The organism is Haemophilus parainfluenzae, from assembly GCF_014931395.1.
Lineage (GTDB): Bacteria > Pseudomonadota > Gammaproteobacteria > Enterobacterales > Pasteurellaceae > Haemophilus_D.
This window is the reverse complement of record NZ_CP063120.1, coordinates 822,697-843,989: the sequence shown is the minus strand read 5'-3', so window position 1 is coordinate 843,989 and position 21,293 is coordinate 822,697. Positions and strand designations below refer to the sequence as shown.

General features: G+C 42.0%; 13 protein-coding genes, 2 tRNA genes and 3 rRNA genes. 6 read left to right on the top strand and 12 right to left on the bottom strand.

Translation table 11 applies throughout. The features are described from left to right. Nucleotides 1-48 precede the first annotated feature (48 nt). On the top strand, nt 49-1,590 hold the full coding sequence (locus INP94_RS04140; protein WP_014064687.1) for a YjjI family glycine radical enzyme: 1,542 nt from the start codon (nt 49-51) through the stop codon (nt 1,588-1,590). A gap of 41 nt (nt 1,591-1,631) precedes the next feature. Here the strand turns inward: INP94_RS04140 and recQ are convergent, their stop codons facing one another. Together recQ and cyaY are read right to left on the bottom strand one after the other, a co-directional pair. After that, on the bottom strand, nt 1,632-3,497 hold the full coding sequence (gene recQ / locus INP94_RS04135; protein WP_197544109.1) for a DNA helicase RecQ: 1,866 nt from the start codon (nt 3,495-3,497) through the stop codon (nt 1,632-1,634). After that, complete coding sequence (gene cyaY / locus INP94_RS04130) at nt 3,497-3,802, bottom strand: iron donor protein CyaY (RefSeq protein ID WP_065285891.1); 306 nt, start codon at nt 3,800-3,802, stop codon at nt 3,497-3,499. The genes recQ and cyaY overlap by 1 nt, the downstream gene beginning before the upstream one ends. 95 nt (nt 3,803-3,897) lie before the next feature. Here cyaY and lptM point away from each other — a divergent pair, with 95 nt between their 5' ends. Together lptM and lysA are read left to right on the top strand one after the other, a co-directional pair. After that, nucleotides 3,898-4,023: an LPS translocon maturation chaperone LptM gene (gene lptM / locus INP94_RS10810; RefSeq protein ID WP_005696979.1), complete on the top strand. Its 126-nt coding sequence runs from the start codon at nt 3,898-3,900 to the stop codon at nt 4,021-4,023. Nucleotides 4,024-4,050: 27 nt separating this feature from the next. Further along, nucleotides 4,051-5,301: a diaminopimelate decarboxylase gene (gene lysA / locus INP94_RS04125; RefSeq protein ID WP_197544108.1), complete on the top strand. Its 1,251-nt coding sequence runs from the start codon at nt 4,051-4,053 to the stop codon at nt 5,299-5,301. A 49-nt stretch (nt 5,302-5,350) separates the two neighbouring features. On the opposite strand, the gene hemN is transcribed toward lysA, so the two are convergent. From hemN to gmhB, 9 genes are all read right to left on the bottom strand, one after another. After that, entirely contained in the window at nt 5,351-6,718 is a 1,368-nt protein-coding gene (gene hemN, locus INP94_RS04120) for an oxygen-independent coproporphyrinogen III oxidase (protein ID WP_197544107.1), read from the bottom strand. Continuing rightward, on the bottom strand, nt 6,718-7,161 hold the full coding sequence (locus INP94_RS04115) for a DUF2489 domain-containing protein (RefSeq protein WP_197544106.1): 444 nt from the start codon (nt 7,159-7,161) through the stop codon (nt 6,718-6,720). The genes hemN and INP94_RS04115 overlap by 1 nt, the downstream gene beginning before the upstream one ends. Nucleotides 7,162-7,166: 5 nt before the next feature. Beyond that, on the bottom strand, nt 7,167-7,724 hold the full coding sequence (gene yihI / locus INP94_RS04110; protein WP_197544105.1) for a Der GTPase-activating protein YihI: 558 nt from the start codon (nt 7,722-7,724) through the stop codon (nt 7,167-7,169). A gap of 179 nt (nt 7,725-7,903) precedes the next feature. Further along, nucleotides 7,904-8,019: ribosomal RNA gene (gene rrf, locus INP94_RS04105) — 5S ribosomal RNA — on the bottom strand. Nucleotides 8,020-8,162: 143 nt separating this feature from the next. Beyond that, nucleotides 8,163-11,060, bottom strand: a 23S ribosomal RNA gene (locus INP94_RS04100). Between the two features lie 245 nt (nt 11,061-11,305). Continuing rightward, nucleotides 11,306-11,381, bottom strand: a tRNA-Ala gene (locus tag INP94_RS04095). A gap of 53 nt (nt 11,382-11,434) precedes the next feature. Further along, a tRNA-Ile gene (locus INP94_RS04090) sits at nt 11,435-11,511 on the bottom strand. An 81-nt stretch (nt 11,512-11,592) separates the two neighbouring features. Then, nucleotides 11,593-13,132: ribosomal RNA gene (locus INP94_RS04085) — 16S ribosomal RNA — on the bottom strand. The 16S, 23S and 5S rRNA genes sit together here with 2 tRNA genes alongside, the layout of an rRNA operon. A gap of 330 nt (nt 13,133-13,462) precedes the next feature. After that, nucleotides 13,463-14,017 (bottom strand): D-glycero-beta-D-manno-heptose 1,7-bisphosphate 7-phosphatase, encoded by a 555-nt coding sequence (gene gmhB / locus INP94_RS04080; protein WP_197544104.1) that lies wholly within the window; start codon nt 14,015-14,017, stop codon nt 13,463-13,465. Between the two features lie 174 nt (nt 14,018-14,191). On the opposite strand from gmhB, the gene metN reads away from it, so the two are divergent. The 3 genes from metN to INP94_RS04065 are packed head-to-tail and all read left to right on the top strand — an operon-like array spanning nt 14,192 to nt 16,781. Then, complete coding sequence (metN, locus tag INP94_RS04075) at nt 14,192-15,229, top strand: methionine ABC transporter ATP-binding protein MetN (protein WP_005694681.1); 1,038 nt, start codon at nt 14,192-14,194, stop codon at nt 15,227-15,229. Continuing rightward, nucleotides 15,219-15,911 carry a methionine ABC transporter permease gene (locus INP94_RS04070; protein WP_005694683.1) on the top strand — a complete coding sequence of 231 codons (693 nt, stop codon included), beginning with the start codon at nt 15,219-15,221 and terminating at the stop codon, nt 15,909-15,911. The genes metN and INP94_RS04070 overlap by 11 nt, the downstream gene beginning before the upstream one ends. 39 nt (nt 15,912-15,950) lie before the next feature. After that, entirely contained in the window at nt 15,951-16,781 is an 831-nt protein-coding gene (locus INP94_RS04065) for a MetQ/NlpA family lipoprotein (protein ID WP_049367552.1), read from the top strand. A 186-nt stretch (nt 16,782-16,967) separates the two neighbouring features. On the opposite strand, the gene rpoC is transcribed toward INP94_RS04065, so the two are convergent. Continuing rightward, on the bottom strand, nt 16,968-21,218 hold the full coding sequence (rpoC, locus tag INP94_RS04060; protein ID WP_005697359.1) for a DNA-directed RNA polymerase subunit beta': 4,251 nt from the start codon (nt 21,216-21,218) through the stop codon (nt 16,968-16,970). Nucleotides 21,219-21,293 lie beyond the last annotated feature (75 nt).

Sequence of the window (21,293 nt, the reverse complement as noted above, 5' to 3'; positions counted from 1 at the left end):
CCAGTCACTGACTTAAAATAGGCTACCCTTTTAAATTAGGACATGATTATGCTTGCATCTCTTCAAGATATTTTGGATACCGTAAAATCCAATACACTCACCTATCAACAAAAACTCATGTGTTTAGGCAATATCGCCGAGCGATTATTTGATCCTCGTGAATTATTAGGCTACACAGATGAAGAATGGCAATTCCTTCAAAATCAAATGATCTGTGATTTAAACGAAGGCTATGCGATTTATCGCCCCCGCTATATTTTGCCAGATTACAATGTGTATATTGAAAAAGGCTGTGAATTCCTTGAATTGCCAGCCCCTAAGAATCTTGATGACGTATTAGATGGCTTATTGATTTTATATTCCCACGTGCCCTCCATTACCACATTCCCAGTTTACATTGGTCGTTTAGACGTGCTACTTGATCCGTTTATTACCGATGAGGAACAAGACTACATCAAAATTAAACGTTTCTTAAATCATGTGGATAAAACCGTGCCGGATTCATTCTGTCATGCCAATATTGGACCTTATGACACCAAAGCAGGGCGTTTGATTTTAAAAGCGGTGATTGAATTGGAAGCGCCAACACCCAATATGACCATTCGTTACGATAAAAGCAAAACAAGTCGTGAATTTGCAGAATTAGCGGCAAAAGCGTGCTTATTGGTTTCTAAACCCTCTTTTGCCAATGATGCTTACTACATTTCTGACTTAGGCGAACAATATGGCATTGCAAGCTGCTATAACGCATTACCTGAATGTGGCGGGGCTTATACTCTCACTCGTTTGCGTTTAGGGACTATCGCGCGCGCCTGTAAAACCGTGGATGAAATGATCAATGAGCTCTTACCTCGTGTAGCAAAATGTGCACTTTCCACTATGGATAAACGCCATAAATTTGTAGTGGAAGAAAGCAACTTCTTCAATACCTCATTCCTCGAAAAAGAAGGTTTTATCAAACGCACTAATTTTACGGGGATGTTTGCCATTGTAGGACTTGCAGATGCAGCGAATCACTTGCTACAACAAGAAGGCTTAAATGAAACCTTTGGTAAAAGCCAACGCGGTGATGAAATTGCGACCATGATTATGGATAAATTGAAAGAAGTCACGGATAACCATGAAGGCGTGTATGCGGAACGCACGGGTAACCGCTATTTATTACATGCGCAAGTGGGTGCAAGCAATCATGAAGAAGATAAACGTAATGCGCCTGCACATCGCATTCGTGTGGGTGAAGAACCAACGTTATTGGCTCATTTAAAACAATCAGCGCCATTCCATAAATACTTCCCATCAGGTACGGGAGATTTGTTTGCCTTTGACCAAACCTATGTGGATCATTTAGATGCCGTTGTTGATATTATCGATGGTTCATTTGCACAAGGTTACCGTTATATCACCACTTACCTTAAAAACACTGATTTGATCCGTGTAACGGGCTATTTGGTGAAGAAAAGCGAAGTGGAAAAATACCGTAAAGGTGAAGTAGCATTACGTGATACTACTTGGTATGGTTCAGGTACCGATGATTGCGCACAAGTCTTTGATCGTCAATTACGCGATGAACAAGATGTAAGCGCAAGCTAGAAAAAAGTGCGGTCGAAAAATTCTCTGTTTTTTGACCGCACTTATCCTTTTTCTGCTTTTTCTAAAATCGCTTTGTGCTCTCGAATCAATGCCATAAACGGCTGCCCAAAGCGCTCTAATTTGATCGCGCCCACCCCATTAATTTGTAACATTTCAATATTGCTTGTTGGCATATATTGCGCCATTTCCTGCAACGTCGCATCATTAAAAACAATATAAGGTGGGATATTTTCCTTATCCGCTAGCTGCTTCCGTAGGAAACGCAAACGAGCAAACAGATCTTTATCGTAATTTGCCACCGTATTTTTATGAGATGTATGCACAATTTTATTAATAGATGAAATACGCGGCATTGCCAATTCAAGCGGCACTTCGCCTTTTAAAACTGGGCGTGCACTTTCTGTGAGCTGAAGCGTTGCACTATTAAACTCACCGATCACCTGTTGAATAAAACCAAGATGAATAAGCTGGCGAATCACGGATTGCCAATGTTCTTTGCTTTTATCTTTACCAATGCCATAAACACTTAACTTATCATGTTGGCGTTCTACAATTTTTTGATTATGCATCCCTCGCAATACCGCAATCACATATTGGACGCCGAAACACTGTCCCACACGATAAATCGTCGACATTACTTTTTGTGCATCAATTAAACCGTCATATTTCTTTGGCGGATCAAGACAAATATCGCAGTTTTGACAAGGTGTTTGACGATGTTCGCCAAAATAATTGAGTAATACCAAGCGGCGACAAGTTTGACTTTCGGCAAATTCACCGATAGCTTCCAATTTATGTTGCTCAATTTGACGTTGTGGCGTCTCTGGTTTCTCCAGCAGAATCTTCTGTAACCAAGCATAATCAGCCGGCTCGTAGAAAAGTACTGCTTCTGCAGGTAAATCATCTCGTCCCGCACGACCAGTTTCTTGGTAATATGATTCAATGCTTCTCGGCAAATCAAAATGGGCAACGAAACGTACGTTAGATTTATTAATGCCCATTCCAAACGCAATCGTCGCAACCACAACTTGTACATTATCTCGTTGAAAATCTTGCTGAACGCGTTCACGCAGTGCAGTTTCCATTCCCGCATGATATGCCGCAGCTGACACGCCTTTATTTCGCAAAGTTTCGGCTATACGTTCTACTTTCGAACGACTATTGCAATACACAATGCCGCTTTTACCTTTCTGAGCCAACACAAAACGCGTAAGCTGCTCCATTGGCTTAAACTTTTCTTCCAACGTATAACGAATATTCGGACGGTCAAAGCTGCCAATATATTTGTGAGGATTATCTAATTTAAGATGAGTGAGAATATCCTGTCTCGTCGCGTAATCCGCTGTAGCCGTTAATGCCATAATCGGCGCATTTGGAAACGCCGCTTTTAAGCCGCCAAGTTGGGTATATTCAGGGCGGAAATCATGTCCCCATTGTGAAATACAATGGGCTTCATCAATGGCGATAAAGGAAATTTGAGCATAAGAAATCAGCTGAAAAAAGCTGTTTGTCATCACTTTTTCAGGCGAAACATATAATAATTTTAATTGTCCTGAAATCAGCTTATTTTCAACTTGCTGTTGTTGTTCTGGCGTCTGACTAGAGTTTAGAAAATCGGCTTCAATACCGTTTGCTTGGAGTTGATCCACCTGATCTTTCATTAAAGAAATCAAAGGCGAAATCACTAATGTGAGACCAGTAAAACAAAGTGCTGGAATTTGATAACACAAGGATTTGCCATTTCCTGTGGCCATCACCACTAAGGCATCCTGACCGCTTAGTGCGGCATGAATCACTTCTTCCTGCCCTTTGCGGAAAGATTGGTAACCAAAAACAGACCGCAACGTATGAAGTGCGGTCGTTTTTAAGTCTGTTTTTTGCGGGGCATGTTCCGCGAGTTCGGCCATTAGAATGTTACCGTTTCTCCGTGAGCAGCAACCGCCTCGGTTAAACAATCCCAAAAGCGTTTACCATCATTTGCCACCCAATCATTGTTTTTATAGGCAAAATGAAATCCCCCCAGACGGCTCGCAAGCCAAAGCTCAAGAAGTGGTTCTTGCTTATTAATAACGATTTGTGAGCGGTCATCAAATGTGATCGTGAATACCGAACCTTGTGTCTCGCAATCTACATCGCAATCTTGATTCTCTAACGTTTCTTCAATTTTTTGCCAAACCTGTTCAATATTTTGGTGAAATTCTGCAACATTCATAAAATTTTCCGATTAAATCTGATAGAATGCCGGGAATTATAAAGCCTTTCTCCTCGTTGGCAAAGGCAGATTTTACTTATTAGAGAGATTGAAAAATGAAAAAATTACTTTCTATTTTGTTATTAGGTGCATTCTGTACTTTGGCTACAGGTTGCGGCGTAAAAGGGCCATTATATTTCCCTGAAAAAGAACAGCCGCAAAACACACAAAAAACACAATAAAAACTGACCGCACTTAAAGGATTCGTCATGGATTTTTTCCAATATAAAAACGAGCAACTTTATGTTGAAGATTTGCCCGTCAAACAACTCGCTGAAGAATTTGGCACACCACTTTATATTTATTCGCGCGCCACGCTTGAGCGCCATTGGCATGCCTTTGATTCTGCTTTAGAAAAGCATCCACACTTAATTTGTTATGCCGTTAAAGCCAATTCTAATATTGGTATCTTGAATGTCATGGCAAAGTTAGGATCAGGCTTTGATATTGTTTCACAGGGCGAATTAGAACGAGTCTTAGCGGCTGGTGGAGAAGCTTCAAAAGTAGTCTTTTCTGGCGTGGCAAAATCTCGTGCCGAAATTATGCGAGCATTAGAAGTTGGCATTCGTTGTTTTAATGTGGAATCTATTGCGGAACTACATCACATCAATCAGATTGCTGGTGAAATGGGCAAAGTTGCGCCTATTTCTTTACGTGTAAACCCCGATGTTGATGCCCATACACATCCTTACATTTCCACTGGATTAAAAGAAAATAAATTTGGTGTGAGCGTAGATGAAGCGCGTGAGGTATATAAATTAGCAGCAACCTTACCTCATGTAAGAATTACGGGTATGGATTGTCATATTGGCTCTCAGCTTACGGAATTACAGCCCTTCTTAGATGCAACTGATCGCCTTATTCGTTTAATAGAACAGTTACAAGAAGATGGCATCACGTTAAAACACTTAGATCTCGGCGGTGGTTTAGGCGTAACTTATACTGATGAAACACCTCCACACCCAAGTGATTATGCCGCTGCGTTACTGAATAAATTAAAAGGCTATGAAAATCTCGAAATTATTCTAGAACCGGGTAGAGCAATTGCGGCGAATGCAGGTATTTTAGTGGCTAAAGTTCAATACTTAAAAAGTAATGAAAGCCGTAACTTCGCAATTACCGATACTGGTATGAACGATATGATTCGTCCAGCGCTCTATGAAGCTTATATGAACATCATAGAAATTGACCGCACTTTAGAGCGTGAAAAAGCCATTTATGATGTTGTTGGCCCGGTATGTGAAACCTCTGATTTCTTAGGTAAACAGCGCGAGCTCGCCATTGCTGAAGGGGATTATATTGCTCAACGCTCTGCCGGCGCCTATGGTGCAAGTATGTCTTCAAACTATAATTCTCGTCCACGTACAGCAGAAGTGTTAGTGGATGGGGACAAGGCTCATTTAATTCGCCGCAGAGAAAATCTCAGCGAATTATGGGCACTGGAAAGTATTGCAAAATAAATAAAAAGAAAAACGGTCAAGATACAAGTCTTGACCGTTTTTTATATAACTAAATAATTCTAGAGAATTGTTGTCGTTTTGCTGCAGCTCTTGAATAGGTATCAAAGCATAAACAAATATTACGGATTAATAAGCGACCTTTAGGCGAAACTTGTAAGCCAGTTTCTGTTTCAGAAATTAATCCATCTTCAAGTAATGGCTGTAATAACTGTAAATCTTCAGCAAAGTGCTTTTTGAAATCAATATTATATTGTTTTTCAATTGGTGCAAAATCAAGCTTAAAATTACAAATCAATTGCTTAATCACATCACGGCGTAAGCAATCTTCTTCTGTCATCGCTAAACCTTTATGCAGTGCAATACCTGAATTTTCTACATCATGATAATAATGTTTTAACTCTTTTTGGTTTTGAGCGTATGTATCACCCAATAAACTAATCGCTGACACACCTAAACCAAGCAAATCACATTCTTCTTGTGTGGTATAGCCTTGGAAATTTCGGTGTAATACACCTTTCTCTTGAGCAATCGCTAATTCGTCATCAGGTTTAGCAAAATGATCCATACCGATAAACTTATAGCCTGCATTACCTAAGGTTTCGATAGTTTTCTGTAAGATCTCTAACTTAGTTTCCGGTGGCGGTAATTGCTCTTCTTTAATTTTTGCTTGTCCTGCAAATCGACTTGGCAAATGGGCATAGTTAAAGATACTCAAACGATCTGGATTTAATTCAATCACTTTATGTAATGTAAACATAAAACTTTCCACATTTTGAAGTGGCAATCCATAAATTAAATCAAGGTTGGTCGATTGGAAACCTAACTCACGAGCACGAACAAGTAATGCATTCACAAACTCTTCATCTTGTTCACGGTTTACCGCTTTTTGAACCGCTTTATTGAAATCTTGTACACCCATGCTAATTCGGTTAAAACCAATATTGCGTAAATGATCAAGCATATCGAGCTCTATTTCGCGTGGGTCCATCTCAATACTAACTTCTGCATCAGCCGCAATCGTAAAATGATCTTTAAGCATCTTCATCAAACGATCAGATTGCTCTTCTGTCAAATAAGTCGGTGTACCGCCGCCCCAATGCACTTGAGTCGCAACACGATTTTTGAATAATTCTGAACGCGTTTTGATTTCTTTTTCAAGGTAATCAAGATAAATATCCGCCTTATGTTGATGACGAGTAATCACCTTATTACAGCCACAGAAGTAGCAAAGTTTGTGACAAAACGGAATGTGTACGTAAAGGGAAAGTGGTCTTTCCGGATAACGATTAGCCGCTGCAATAAAATCTTCGTTTGTGTAACTTTCATTAAATTCTAATGCAGTTGGATAAGATGTATAACGAGGTCCTGATTGGTTATATTTTTGAATTAACGCAAGATCCCAAATAATTTCAGACATTAAGCTTCCCCAAATTTCCCTACGTCATTTAAAAACTGACGTAACTCCAACATAATTTCTTCTTCAAATTTTGCTTCTGCACTTTCTCGCTCAAGATCGAGTTTCATTCTTTCTTTTTTTAACAATGCTTTCCGAGCTTCATGCGTAGGCATTTCTTTCACAATATTATAAAGTGCATACATCGCTTGATATGGCTGCAAAGATTGTCCAAAAGGGAGTAAAAGCATTGATAAACGAATCACCCCTTCTGAAGGGTTGCAATCTCCATTTTGCATCGCTTTAGCGATAATTACCATACTCTCTTTTAGGCGTTTTGTACGCGCTATTTTAGCCTGTTTAATGAGAGTGTTTTGATGGCGTAACTTCCTAAGTAATTTGAAAGCATAAGATGATACGCCAGCAATAATTCCCAAAGCAATAATACTTAAAATAATCGACCACATGACAATTATCTGAATTGGTTGATATCAATTTTCTCGAAGGTTCGATAGAGATCATCCTCTGTCTCCTCTTCATCTTGAATACCTAATTCTTCCATTAATTGAGCAATACGATCTAAGCATTCATCCACAAATTGTTGATCAGCTTTACTAATCGTTTTGCCTTCATCTAAGGCATCCAACAATTCATTTAGAATTTCATTATTTTCTAAACGTTCTAACTCCACTTCAGGCGCAAGTTTTTTCGGTTCTTTGACTGCTGGAATTGTCATCCCTTTCTCAGGCTTATTCACAAATTCAACAATTAGTGGAACCTTTTTACGGCTACCAATACGCGGATCTTTTTGTTCAACGACTTGATTATGTTTATTTTGCTCAGCATTACTATGACGAGAACCAGATGCTAAACCTTTATGTTTACGTTTTTTCTTATCTTCTCTTGCCTTAGCATCTAATTCATAACGTGTTAATTTCTTACCTGATAGTTTCGGTGCTTCAGGTTTCTTATCTGATTTACGAATTGGCATAATATCGCTAATTTTACGAGTTTTCTTTTTACGAGCCATTTGTGTTATTTATCCTATAAAAAATTTTGGTGATTGTACCATTCCACCTCTATTTTCTCATTAAAAGATTTAAACATCTTTAATAAAACTATTCTGATTTTGACCGCACTTTTACTTTATTAAAATCAAATCTAAAAACAAAAACCCCAAGCTCCTCAGCTCGGGGTTCTACATTCAGTACCTGGCGGTGTCCTACTCTCACATGGGGAAGCCCCACACTACCATCGGCGCATCGGCGTTTCACTTCTGAGTTCGGTATGGGGTCAGGTGGGACCACCGCTCTATCGCCGCCAGGATTATTCCTTTAATAACTTTTCTCTACTCTGCTCTCACTATCTCTAGTGCTCACAACCAAACAAGCTGATTCAACTTCAAAACTTTCTCTTTCTTCTCTGAGTTTCTTCGTCTTACCCAACACCCAAAACCCTTGAGCGTTGTATAGTTAAGCCTCTCGGGCAATTAGTACATGTTAGCTCAACGGCTCGCACCGCTTACACACCATGCCTATCTACGTCTTAGTCTTAAACAACCCTTACTGTCTTAAAGACAGGGAGAACTCATCTCTTGGCAAGTTTCGTGCTTAGATGCTTTCAGCACTTATCTCTTCCGCACTTAGCTACCCGGCAATGCGTCTGGCGACACAACCGGAACACCAGTGGTGCGTCCACTCCGGTCCTCTCGTACTAGGAGCAGCCCCAATCAATTCTCCAACGCCCACGGCAGATAGGGACCGAACTGTCTCACGACGTTCTAAACCCAGCTCGCGTACCACTTTAAATGGCGAACAGCCATACCCTTGGGACCTACTTCAGCCCCAGGATGTGATGAGCCGACATCGAGGTGCCAAACACCGCCGTCGATATGAACTCTTGGGCGGTATCAGCCTGTTATCCCCGGAGTACCTTTTATCCGTTGAGCGATGGCCCTTCCATTCAGAACCACCGGATCACTATGACCTACTTTCGTACCTGCTCGACTTGTCTGTCTCGCAGTTAAGCTTGCTTATACCATTGCACTAACCTGACGATGTCCGACCGTCATTAGCAAACCTTCGTGCTCCTCCGTTACTCTTTGGGAGGAGACCGCCCCAGTCAAACTACCCACCAGACACTGTCCGAGACCACGTTTCGTAATCTTCGTTAGAACATCAAACGTTAAAGGGTGGTATTTCAAGGTCGACTCCAACAATACTGGCGTATCATCTTCATAGTCTCCCACCTATCCTACACATCAAAATTCAATGTTCAGTGTCAAGCTATAGTAAAGGTTCACGGGGTCTTTCCGTCTAGCCGCGGGTACACCGCATCTTCACGGCGATTTCAATTTCACTGAGTCTCGGGTGGAGACAGCCTGGCCATCATTATGCCATTCGTGCAGGTCGGAACTTACCCGACAAGGAATTTCGCTACCTTAGGACCGTTATAGTTACGGCCGCCGTTTACTGGGGCTTCGATCAGGAGCTTCTCTTTCGATTACACCATCAATTAACCTTCCAGCACCGGGCAGGCATCACACCCTATACGTCCACTTTCGTGTTTGCAGAGTGCTGTGTTTTTAATAAACAGTTGCAGCCAGCTGGTATCTTCGACCGGTTCAACCTTCGCCCGCGAGGGACTACAATCTACGCCGGCGCACCTTCTCCCGAAGTTACGGTGCTATTTTGCCTAGTTCCTTCACCCGAGTTCTCTCAAGCGCCTGAGTATTCTCTACCTGACCACCTGTGTCGGTTTTCAGTACGGTTTAGATAAACCTGAAGCTTAGTGGCTTTTCCTGGAAGTGTGGTATCGGTTACTTCAGCTCCGTAGAGCCTCGTCATCATCTCTCAGTGTTAAAGAAGTCCGGATTTGCCTAAACTTCTCACCTACCAACTTAAACGCACATATCCAACAGTGCGATAACCTAACCTGCTCCGTCCCCACATCGCAGTTTATCCAAGTACGGGAATATTAACCCGTTTCCCATCGACTACGCTTTTCAGCCTCGCCTTAGGGGCCGACTCACCCTGCCCCGATTAACGTTGGACAGGAACCCTTGGTCTTCCGGCGAACGGGTTTTTCACCCGTTTTATCGTTACTTATGTCAGCATTCGCACTTCTGATACGTCCAGCAAACCTCTCGATTCACCTTCATCCGCTTACAGAACGCTCCCCTACCCAACAGACTTACGTCTGATGCCGCAGCTTCGGTGCTATATTTGAGCCCCGTTACATCTTCCGCGCAGGCCGACTCGACTAGTGAGCTATTACGCTTTCTTTAAATGATGGCTGCTTCTAAGCCAACATCCTAGCTGTCTAAGCCTTCCCACTTCGTTTCCCACTTAATATAGACTTTGGGACCTTAGCTGGCGGTCTGGGTTGTTTCCCTCTCCACGACGGACGTTAGCACCCGCCGTGTGTCTCCTGAGTATCACTCTTCGGTATTCGTAGTTTGCATCGGGTTGGTAATCCGGGATGGACCCCTAGCCGAAACAGTGCTCTACCCCCGAAGGTGTCCGCTCAAGGCTCTACCTAAATAGATTTCGGGGAGAACCAGCTATCTCCCGGTTTGATTGGCCTTTCACCCCCAGCCACAAGTCATCCGCTAATTTTTCAACATTAGTCGGTTCGGTCCTCCAGTTAGTGTTACCCAACCTTCAACCTGCCCATGGCTAGATCACCGGGTTTCGGGTCTATACCTTGCAACTAGACGCCCAGTTAAGACTCGGTTTCCCTTCGGCTCCCCTATTCGGTTAACCTCGCTACAAAATATAAGTCGCTGACCCATTATACAAAAGGTACGCAGTCACCCTTAAAGGGCTCCCACTGCTTGTACGTACAAGGTTTCAGGTTCTATTTCACTCCCCTCACCGGGGTTCTTTTCGCCTTTCCTTCACAGTACTGGTTCACTATCGGTCAATCAGGAGTATTTAGCCTTGGAGGATGGTCCCCCCATCTTCAAACAGGATATCACGTGTCCCGCCCTACTTGTCGTTAGCTTAGTACCATGACCTGGACTTCGAGTACGGGGCTATCACCCTGTATCGCCAAGCTTCCCAGCTTGTTCCTCTGTCTCTGTCATTATCACTAACAGGCTCCTTCGCGTTCGCTCGCCGCTACTAACGAAATCTCGGTTGATTTCTTTTCCTCGGGGTACTTAGATGTTTCAGTTCTCCCGGTTTGCCTCACTTACCTATGAATTCAGTAAGTGATAGTAGATTCTTCATCTACTGGGTTTCCCCATTCGGACATCTTGGATTAAACGCCTCTTATCGACTCATCCAAGCTTTTCGCAGATTAGCACGTCCTTCCTCGCCTCTGATTGCCAAGGCATCCACCTTGTACGCTTAGTCACTTAACTATACAACCTCAAAAATTCTTGATGTTGTGTTTTCAACTAAACACTTGATTGCTTTTGTTCAATCAAGATTTTCTTCTTACTCAGACTTTTTCTTATCCCTTAAAAGGACTTGAAAGTCTCTTCAGTTTTTCAGCTTGTTTCCTGGTTGTTAAAGAACAGAAATAACATTTTCAGTTATCATCGTTAAATAAACTCATTGAAGCACTTTAAGCATTAAATCACTCAATTTACTTAACGATGATAAGTGGTGGAGATAAGCGGGATCGAACCGCTGACCTCCTGCGTGCAAGGCAGGCGCTCTCCCAGCTGAGCTATATCCCCATGTCATCGTTTATTTACCACCTTATTCACCTTCATCACTCACTCAGTTTGAGTGGTGGGTCTGAGTGGACTTGAACCACCGACCTCACCCTTATCAGGGGTGCGCTCTAACCACCTGAGCTACAGACCCAAGGGAATAACGGCTTTCTGCTCGATATTGTCTACAATATATCAATCAATCTGTGTGGACACTTATTGTCTCTCGTTTTGGTAAGGAGGTGATCCAACCGCAGGTTCCCCTACGGTTACCTTGTTACGACTTCACCCCAGTCATGAATCATACCGTGGTAAACGCCCCCCCGAAGGTTAAGCTATCTACTTCTGGTACAACCCACTCCCATGGTGTGACGGGCGGTGTGTACAAGGCCCGGGAACGTATTCACCGCAACATTCTGATTTGCGATTACTAGCGATTCCGACTTCATGGAGTCGAGTTGCAGACTCCAATCCGGACTTAGACGTACTTTGTGAGATTCGCTCCAGCTCGCACTATCGCTTCCCTCTGTATACGCCATTGTAGCACGTGTGTAGCCCTACTCGTAAGGGCCATGATGACTTGACGTCATCCCCACCTTCCTCCGGTTTATCACCGGCAGTCTCCTTTGAGTTCCCGACCAAATCGCTGGCAACAAAGGATAAGGGTTGCGCTCGTTGCGGGACTTAACCCAACATTTCACAACACGAGCTGACGACAGCCATGCAGCACCTGTCTCAGAGTTCCCGAAGGCACCAATCCATCTCTGGAAAGTTCTCTGGATGTCAAGAGTAGGTAAGGTTCTTCGCGTTGCATCGAATTAAACCACATGCTCCACCGCTTGTGCGGGCCCCCGTCAATTCATTTGAGTTTTAACCTTGCGGCCGTACTCCCCAGGCGGTCGATTTATCACGTTAGCTACGGGCGCCAAGCTCAAAGCTCAACCCCCAAATCGACATCGTTTACAGCGTGGACTACCAGGGTATCTAATCCTGTTTGCTCCCCACGCTTTCGCACATGAGCGTCAGTACATTCCCAAGGGGCTGCCTTCGCCTTCGGTATTCCTCCACATCTCTACGCATTTCACCGCTACACGTGGAATTCTACCCCTCCCTAAAGTACTCTAGCGACCCAGTATGAAATGCAATTCCCAGGTTAAGCCCGGGGCTTTCACACCTCACTTAAGTCACCGCCTGCGTGCCCTTTACGCCCAGTTATTCCGATTAACGCTCGCACCCTCCGTATTACCGCGGCTGCTGGCACGGAGTTAGCCGGTGCTTCTTCTGTAGTTAACGTCAATCACCTAGTCTATTAAACTAAATGCCTTCCTCGCTACCGAAAGAACTTTACAACCCGAAGGCCTTCTTCATTCACGCGGCATGGCTGCGTCAGGGTTGCCCCCATTGCGCAATATTCCCCACTGCTGCCTCCCGTAGGAGTCTGGGCCGTGTCTCAGTCCCAGTGTGGCTGGTCATCCTCTCAGACCAGCTAGAGATCGTCGGCTTGGTGAGCCTTTACCTCACCAACTACCTAATCCCACTTGGGCTCATCCTATGGCATGTGGCCCGAAGGTCCCACACTTTCATCTCTCGATTCTACGCGGTATTAGCTACAGTTTCCCGTAGTTATCCCCCTCCATAAGCTAGATTCCCAAGCATTACTCACCCGTCCGCCACTCGTCATCAAAGAAGCAAGCTTCTTTATGTTACCGTTCGACTTGCATGTGTTAAGCCTGCCGCCAGCGTTCAATCTGAGCCATGATCAAACTCTTCAATTCAAGTTTAATCGCTCAATACTGCTGACATAAAATGTCACCACTTAAAAAAGTATTATGAATTTCTAGTTAGCACCTATTAAGACTTCAAAATTAAAAATATTTTTAAAACAAGTCAATCAACAAGTGCCCACACAGATTGTCTGATATATTGTTAAAGAGCAAAAAACAACGACGCACTGGTTTTTCTTAAGACTCACAACAGCGCGTCGTTGTGTGGGGCGTATTATAGGCATTTCAGATGCCTTTGCAAGATCTTTTTGTAAAAAAATGTAAATTTTTTCTTAGTTGAAGATCTTTTCGCCTATTCGAACAAAAAATAGATCATTTTTGTTACTTAATTAATCGTTTTGCTATTCTTGGCAAATCTGCAATGGAATCCAAAACATAATCAGCGAGATTCTCACCCTCTTCTGTAATGGGTTTGCCTGTTCGTACTAAAATATTTGTTTTCACTTTTGCGCCAATACCTGCTTTAAGATCTTCAATCTTATCGCCAACCATAATAGATTGTGTAGGATCGATTCGCAGCGCTTTAATCGCCTCTAATAACATGCCAGATTTCGGTTTTCTGCATGCACAGTCTTCTTTATATTCACCTTTCCCTTCTGGATGATGAGGACAATAGTAAATGCCATCTAAATCCACACCACGATCAGCTAATGACCAATCCATCCATTCTGTCAGTTGCAAAAACTGATCTTCTGAAAAATATCCACGAGCAATGCCTGATTGATTGGTCACTAAAACTAAAAGGTATCCCATTTCCTTCAATTCTTTTAATGCATCAATACTGCCTTCAATAAATTGGAAATCATCAATTTTATGGACATAACCATGATCAATGTTTAAAGTGCCATCACGATCTAAAAAAACAGCTTTCTTCATATATTTTCTCATTTATCTTTTTCTTAAGGCAAAATTATCCCTTTTATCCTTAATATAAGCAATAATAAGTCATAACCGATCCGTCTAAAAAAGATCCCATAAGATATTGACACAGCATTCTAGACGTCTAGAATACAAATGAAATTCAAATATTAACTGAGAACAAGGGCTTATATGATTAAGCTAAATAACATTACGAAGATTTTTACACTTCCAGATAAAAAACTGACCGCACTTGATAATGTTTCATTACATGTGCCTAAGGGACAGATTTGCGGTGTCATTGGTGCCTCTGGTGCAGGTAAAAGTACGCTTATCCGTTGTGTAAACTTATTAGAAAGACCGACTCACGGTGCAGTGATCATCGATGATGTGGATCTAACTCAACTTTCTGACGCTGAATTAGTGAAAACACGCCGCCAAATCGGTATGATTTTCCAACATTTTAATTTATTGACCTCTCGAACCGTTTTTGAAAACGTGGCATTGCCACTTGAATTAGAAAATAAATCAAAAGCAGAAATTCAAGAAAAAACGACCGCACTTTTAGCGCTTGTTGGATTAAGTGATAAACATAATGTGTATCCTGCTAATCTCTCTGGTGGTCAAAAACAACGAGTAGCGATTGCGCGTGCACTAGCAAGCGATCCAAAAGTCTTACTTTGTGATGAAGCGACTAGCGCATTAGATCCGGCTACAACTCAATCCATTCTAAAATTATTAAAAGAAATCAACCGCACTTTAGGTATCACCATTCTTCTTATTACCCATGAAATGGAAGTAGTTAAACGCATCTGCGATCAAGTTGCCGTGATTGATAAAGGCCGTCTGATTGAACAAGGCACGGTTAGCGAAATTTTCTCTAATCCGAAAACAGAATTGGCTCAAGAGTTTATCAGTTCTACCTTCCACATTACCTTGCCGGAAGAATATTTAGAAAATCTATCCGATACGCCAAAACATGCCAAATCGTATCCGATCATCAAATTTGAATTTACTGGTCGCTCCGTCGATGCACCATTACTTTCTCAAGCATCGAAAAAATTTGGCGTAGAGCTCAGTATCTTAACCTCACAAATTGATTATGCCGGTGGCGTAAAATTTGGCTTTACCATTGCGGAGGTTGAGGGTGATGAAGATGCGATTACGCAAGCCAAAGTTTATTTAATGGAAAATAACGTTCGAGTAGAGGTGCTAGGCTATGTTCAATGATTTATGGGCAACATTTAGCCAACAATTCCCCGATAATTTTGCGAGTTTATTAACGGTATCGACCGTTGAAACGGTTTATATGTCAGTATTATCGACATTAATTGCCGCTTTATTAGGCTTACCACTGGGTTTTTTAACCTTTTTAACCAATAAAGGAGCGATTTTAGAAAACAAAAAACTCAATGCGTTTTTGAATGTCATTATTAATATCGGACGTTCAATCCCTTACATTATTTTGTTACTTGCTTTAATTCCGCTAACGAGCTGGTTGCTTCCTGGAGGCAGTATTGGTTCTAATGCGGCGATTGTGTCATTAAGTGCAGCTGCAACGCCATTTTTTGCACGTCTTACGAGTAATGCACTTTTTGAGATTCCAACCGGTTTGACTGAAACCGCAAAAGCCATGGGCGCAACCAATTGGCAAATTATTCGTAAATTCTATTTGCCTGAATCTTTACCAACGCTTATTAATGCGATTACACTCACTTTCGTGACATTAATTGGCTATACCGCAATGGCAGGAACACAAGGCGGTGGCGGTTTAGGAAGCCTCGCCATTAACTATGGCGTCTATCGTAATATGCCATCAGTAACTTGGGCAGCAACGATTGTTATCGTGATTATCGTGATGCTCAGTCAAAAATTAGGCGACACACTCGCAAAACGAGTGGATCACCGTTAATTATTTTCTATACCATTTTATTCACAACAAGGAAAAAACATGAAATTAAAAAACTTATTTGCTATCACCGCTATCGCGTCAGCATTAGTATTAACAGGTTGTAAAGAAGAGAAAAAAGCAGATGCAGCATCAACTGCACCTGCAGCAACATCAATCAAAGTTGGTGTAATGGCGGGTCCTGAACACCAAGTAGCCGAAACCGCGGCAAAAGTAGCAAAAGACAAATACAACTTAAATGTTGAATTTGTTTTATTCAATGACTACGCATTACCAAATACTGCTGTATCTAAAGGTGATTTAGATGCTAACGCAATGCAACACAAACCTTACTTAGATGAAGATGTAAAAGCGAAGAACTTGAACAACTTAGTGATCGTTGGTAACACCTTTGTTTACCCGCTTGCTGGCTATTCTAAAACCATCAAAAATGTAAATGAATTAAAAGATGGCGCGAAAATTGTGGTGCCAAATGACCCATCAAACCGTGGTCGTGCATTAATCCTTCTTGAGAAACAAGGTTTAATCAAACTTAAAAATTCTAACGATCTTCTTTCAACTGTCGCAGATATCGTTGAAAATCCGAAAAACTTAAAAATTTCTGAAGTAGATACCTCTGTTGCAGCTCGTGCATTAGATGATGTTGATCTTGCTGTTGTAAATAACACTTATGCGGGTCAAGTTGGCTTAAATGCACAAGATAACGGCGTATTCGTAGAAGACAAAGATTCTCCATACGTAAACATCATCGTTGCACGTACTGATAACAAAGACAGCAAAGCGATCCAAGATTTCGTGAAAGCATACCAAACTGAAGAAGTTTACCAAGAAGCGAAAAAACACTTTAAAGATGGTGTTGTAAAAGGTTGGTAATCTTAGCTTAAGCAAAATATTTCAAAGCCACCGATAAGGTGGCTTTTTTATTGATGAAAAGAAAGTGCGGTCATTTTTACGATACTTTTCCAAACGAAAAACGCATCAAAAACTGACCGCACTTTTTGTATTAAGATAATAAAAAACCCGAGCCTAAACTCGGGTTTTCTTTTTATCGATTAGCGATTATTCTGCATCATCTGCCATATTAAGCATTTCTGCTAAGTTAGTTGTTGCATCATCTGCTGTCATCACGAATTCATCAGCAATTGCTGCTTCATCGTCTTCAGACAATTTAATCACAACATCGTCTACAATACGTTTTTTGTGACGACCTTGGTGATATGCAAAACCAGTACCAGCTGGGATTAAACGACCTACGATTACGTTCTCTTTCAAGCCACGTAATTCATCACGTTTACCCGCCACTGCCGCTTCAGTAAGCACGCGAGTGGTTTCTTGGAACGATGCTGCAGAAATGAAGGATTCTGTCGCCAATGACGCTTTGGTAATACCCAGTAATTCACGTTCGAATTCAACTGGTGGTTTACCTTCCGCTTCACGTTTACGGTTAACAATTTTCACGCGAGCCACTTCAACTTGTTCCCCTTCGAGGAATTCGCTGTCATAAGCTTTCGTAATGACTGCTTTACGTAACATTTGACGTACGATAACTTCGATGTGCTTATCGTTAATTTTTACCCCTTGTAAGCGGTAAACTTCTTGTACTTCGTTCACGATATATTCAGTTACAGCACGAACACCGCGTAAACGTAAGATATCGTGTGGAGTCTCTGCACCATCAGAAATCACATCACCACGTTCTACCATCTCACCTTCAAATACGTTGAGTTGACGCCATTTTGGAATCATTTCTTCGTAGATTTCACCTTCAGTTGGGGTGATTAGCAAGCGACGTTTACCTTTGGTTTCTTTACCGAAGGACACGATACCTGAAATTTCTGCCAAGATTGCAGGCTCTTTCGGTTTACGTGCTTCGAATAAGTCAGCAACGCGTGGAAGACCACCAGTAATATCTTTAGTACCCACAGATTCTTGTGGAATACGTGCAAGTGGTTCACCCACTTTCACTTCCGCACCGTCATCTAAACTAACGATTGCTTTACCTGGTAAGAAGTATTGCGCAATAACGTCAGTTTCAGGTAAGAAGATATCGTTACCTTTTGCATCAACTAATTTGATGGTTGGACGTAGATCTTTACCTGCAGTTGCACGTTCACCCACGTCTTGTACCACGATAGAAGAAAGACCAGTTAATTCATCCGTTTGACGAGTTACAGTTAAACCATCCACGATATCAACGAATTTCACAAAACCAGATACTTCAGAGACTACTGGCATAGTATGTGGATCCCAGTTTGCCACTGTTTCACCAGCAGACACTTCTTGACCGTCAGCTTTGTTCAATACAGTACCGTAAGGCACTTTATAATGTTCTTTCGTACGACCAAATGCATCAGTTACGGTTAATTCAGTATTACGAGAAGTTAAAACTAATTTACCTTCGTCATTAACAACGAATTTTGCGTTAGCAAGGTGTAAAGTACCGTTGTTTTTGATTTGTACGCTAGATTCTTTCGCTGCTGCAGAAGCTGCACCACCGATGTGGAACGTACGCATGGTTAACTGTGTACCTGGCTCACCGATAGATTGAGCAGCGATAACACCCACTGCTTCACCTTGGTTGATGAGGTGACCACGCGCTAAGTCACGACCGTAACATTTCGCACACACACCGAAGTCAGTATCACAAGTTACAACAGAACGTACTTTTACGCTGTCTACTGAGTTTGCATCTAACACATCACAAAGCTTTTCATCTAATAAGGTGTTACGTGCAATTAAGACTTCTTCTGTACCTGGTTTATACACATCTTCAGCCACAACACGACCTAACACTAATTCGCGAAGTGGAACTTTCTCATCGCCACCTTCGATTAATGGGGTCATGACTAAGCCTTCGTGCGTACCACAGTCATCTTCAACAATTACTAAGTCTTGTGCTACGTCAACTAAACGACGAGTTAAGTAACCAGAGTTTGCTGTTTTTAATGCGGTATCCGCCAAACCTTTACGCGCACCGTGGGTCGAAATAAAGTACTGAAGTACGTTCAAACCTTCACGGAAGTTCGCTGTAATTGGGGTTTCGATGATCGAGCCATCTGGACGCGCCATCAAACCACGCATACCTGCTAACTGACGAATCTGAGCTGCAGAACCACGAGCACCAGAGTCAGCCATCATAAAGATGCTGTTGAAAGAAGCTTGTTTCTCAGGATTACCTTCACGGTTGATAACTTCTTCCTGAGATAAGTTTTCCATCATTGCTTTCGCTACACGCTCATTTGCTGCAGCCCAAATATCGATGACTTTGTTATAACGCTCACCCGCTGTTACAAGACCAGATTGGAACTGTTCTTGAATTTCAGCCACTTCAGCTTCCGCTGCAGAAATAATTTCGTATTTTTTCTCTGGGATAACCATATCGTCGATACCCACAGAAGAACCTGAACGTGCCGCATAAGCAAAACCGGTATACATAATATGGTCAGCAAACATTACCGCTTCTTTCAAACCTAAACGACGATAAGCTTCGTTGATAAGTTTAGAAATTGCTTTTTTACCTAATGTTTGGTTGAACAATGAATAAGGCATACCTTTTGGCGCGATCATCCATAAGATTGCACGACCGATAGTGGTATCGGTTAATGTGGTTTTCTCTTCGAATTCGCCAGCTTCATTTTTCACATATTCAGTAATACGTACTTTAACGCGAGAATGTAATTCTGCTTCACCTGTGCGATAGGCTTTTTCAGCTTCACGCGGATCTTGCAATAACATGCCTTCACCTTTACCGTTCACTTTTTCACGGGTCATATAGTAAAGACCTAACACCACGTCTTGTGATGGAACGATAATAGGATCACCGTTTGCAGGTGAAAGTACGTTGTTGGTTGACATCATTAACGCACGCGCTTCTAACTGAGCTTCAAGTGTTAATGGTACGTGAACCGCCATTTGGTCACCATCGAAGTCCGCGTTGAACGCCGCACAAACAAGTGGGTGTAACTGGATTGCTTTACCTTCGATTAGAAGTGGTTCGAACGCTTGGATACCTAAACGGTGAAGTGTCGGTGCACGGTTCAATAGAATTGGGTGCTCACGAATAACTTCTGCCAAGATATCCCAAACGATCGCGTCTTCACGCTCAACCATTTTCTTAGCCGCTTTGATTGTAGTTGCATAACCACGGCTTTCTAATTTTGCGTAGATAAACGGACGGAATAATTCCAATGCCATTTTCTTCGGTAAACCACATTGGTGTAAGTGCAAGTATGGACCTACAGTAATTACAGAACGGCCTGAATAGTCAACACGTTTACCTAATAAGTTTTGACGGAAACGACCTTGTTTACCTTTGATCATATCCGCAAGTGATTTTAATGGACGACGGTTAGAACCCGTAATCGCACGACCACGACGACCATTATCTAATAACGCATCAACAGATTCTTGTAACATACGTTTTTCGTTACGCACGATAATATCTGGTGCGATTAAATCCAATAAACGTTTTAAACGGTTGTTACGGTTGATCACGCGACGATATAGATCGTTTAAGTCTGAAGTTGCAAAACGGCCACCATCTAATGGTACTAACGGACGTAAATCTGGTGGAAGTACCGGTAATACAGTCATCACCATCCACTCTGGTTTGTTACCAGATTGTTGGAAAGCTTCTAATAATTTTAAGCGTTTAGTGATTTTCTTACGTTTTGTTTCAGAGTTTGTTTCTTGTAACTCTTCACGTAATTTTTCACATTCCACTTCAAGATCAATACCTTTAAGTAAATCTTGAATTGCTTCAGCACCCATTTTCGCTTCGAATTCATCTTGCCAACGGTCTTCTGCATCAAGGAATTGTTCTTCAGTTAATAACTGTCCACGCTCCAAATCGGTCATACCTGGTTCGGTCACGATGTACATTTCAAAGTAAAGCACACGCTCAATATCACGTAACGGCATATCAAGTAATAAACCGATACGGGACGGAAGTGATTTTAAGAACCAAATGTGCGCAACAGGACAAGCCAATTCAATGTGGCCCATACGTTCACGACGCACTTTAGTTTGTGTGACTTCAACACCACATTTTTCACAAATCACACCACGGTGTTTTAAGCGTTTATATTTTCCGCATAAACATTCGTAATCTTTTACTGGCCCGAAAATACGTGCACAGAAAAGACCGTCACGCTCAGGTTTGAACGTACGATAGTTGATTGTTTCAGGTTTTTTAACTTCACCAAATGACCAAGAACGGATCATGTCTGGAGAAGCTAACCCAATTTTAATCACATCAAAATCTTCACTGGTTTTTGATTGTGCTTTTAAAAACTTAACTAAGTCTTTCACAAATAGTCTCCTGTCGGAGTTAAGGGTTTCAAAGTGCGGCCAAAAATATTTTGTTTTTTAACCGCACTTCGGCGA

What these genes read in the sequence shown, in the direction of transcription:
- INP94_RS04140 (WP_014064687.1), top strand. Translation starts at nt 49, where the DNA reads ATGCTTGCATCTCTTCAAGATATTTTGGATACCGTAAAATCCAATACA.
- recQ (WP_197544109.1), bottom strand. Translation starts at nt 3,497, where the DNA reads ATGGCCGAACTCGCGGAACATGCCCCGCAAAAAACAGACTTAAAAACG.
- cyaY (WP_065285891.1), bottom strand. Translation starts at nt 3,802, where the DNA reads ATGAATGTTGCAGAATTTCACCAAAATATTGAACAGGTTTGGCAAAAA.
- lptM (WP_005696979.1), top strand. Translation starts at nt 3,898, where the DNA reads ATGAAAAAATTACTTTCTATTTTGTTATTAGGTGCATTCTGTACTTTG.
- lysA (WP_197544108.1), top strand. Translation starts at nt 4,051, where the DNA reads ATGGATTTTTTCCAATATAAAAACGAGCAACTTTATGTTGAAGATTTG.
- hemN (WP_197544107.1), bottom strand. Translation starts at nt 6,718, where the DNA reads ATGTCTGAAATTATTTGGGATCTTGCGTTAATTCAAAAATATAACCAA.
- INP94_RS04115 (WP_197544106.1), bottom strand. Translation starts at nt 7,161, where the DNA reads ATGTGGTCGATTATTTTAAGTATTATTGCTTTGGGAATTATTGCTGGC.
- yihI (WP_197544105.1), bottom strand. Translation starts at nt 7,724, where the DNA reads ATGGCTCGTAAAAAGAAAACTCGTAAAATTAGCGATATTATGCCAATT.
- gmhB (WP_197544104.1), bottom strand. Translation starts at nt 14,017, where the DNA reads ATGAAGAAAGCTGTTTTTTTAGATCGTGATGGCACTTTAAACATTGAT.
- metN (WP_005694681.1), top strand. Translation starts at nt 14,192, where the DNA reads ATGATTAAGCTAAATAACATTACGAAGATTTTTACACTTCCAGATAAA.
- INP94_RS04070 (WP_005694683.1), top strand. Translation starts at nt 15,219, where the DNA reads ATGTTCAATGATTTATGGGCAACATTTAGCCAACAATTCCCCGATAAT.
- INP94_RS04065 (WP_049367552.1), top strand. Translation starts at nt 15,951, where the DNA reads ATGAAATTAAAAAACTTATTTGCTATCACCGCTATCGCGTCAGCATTA.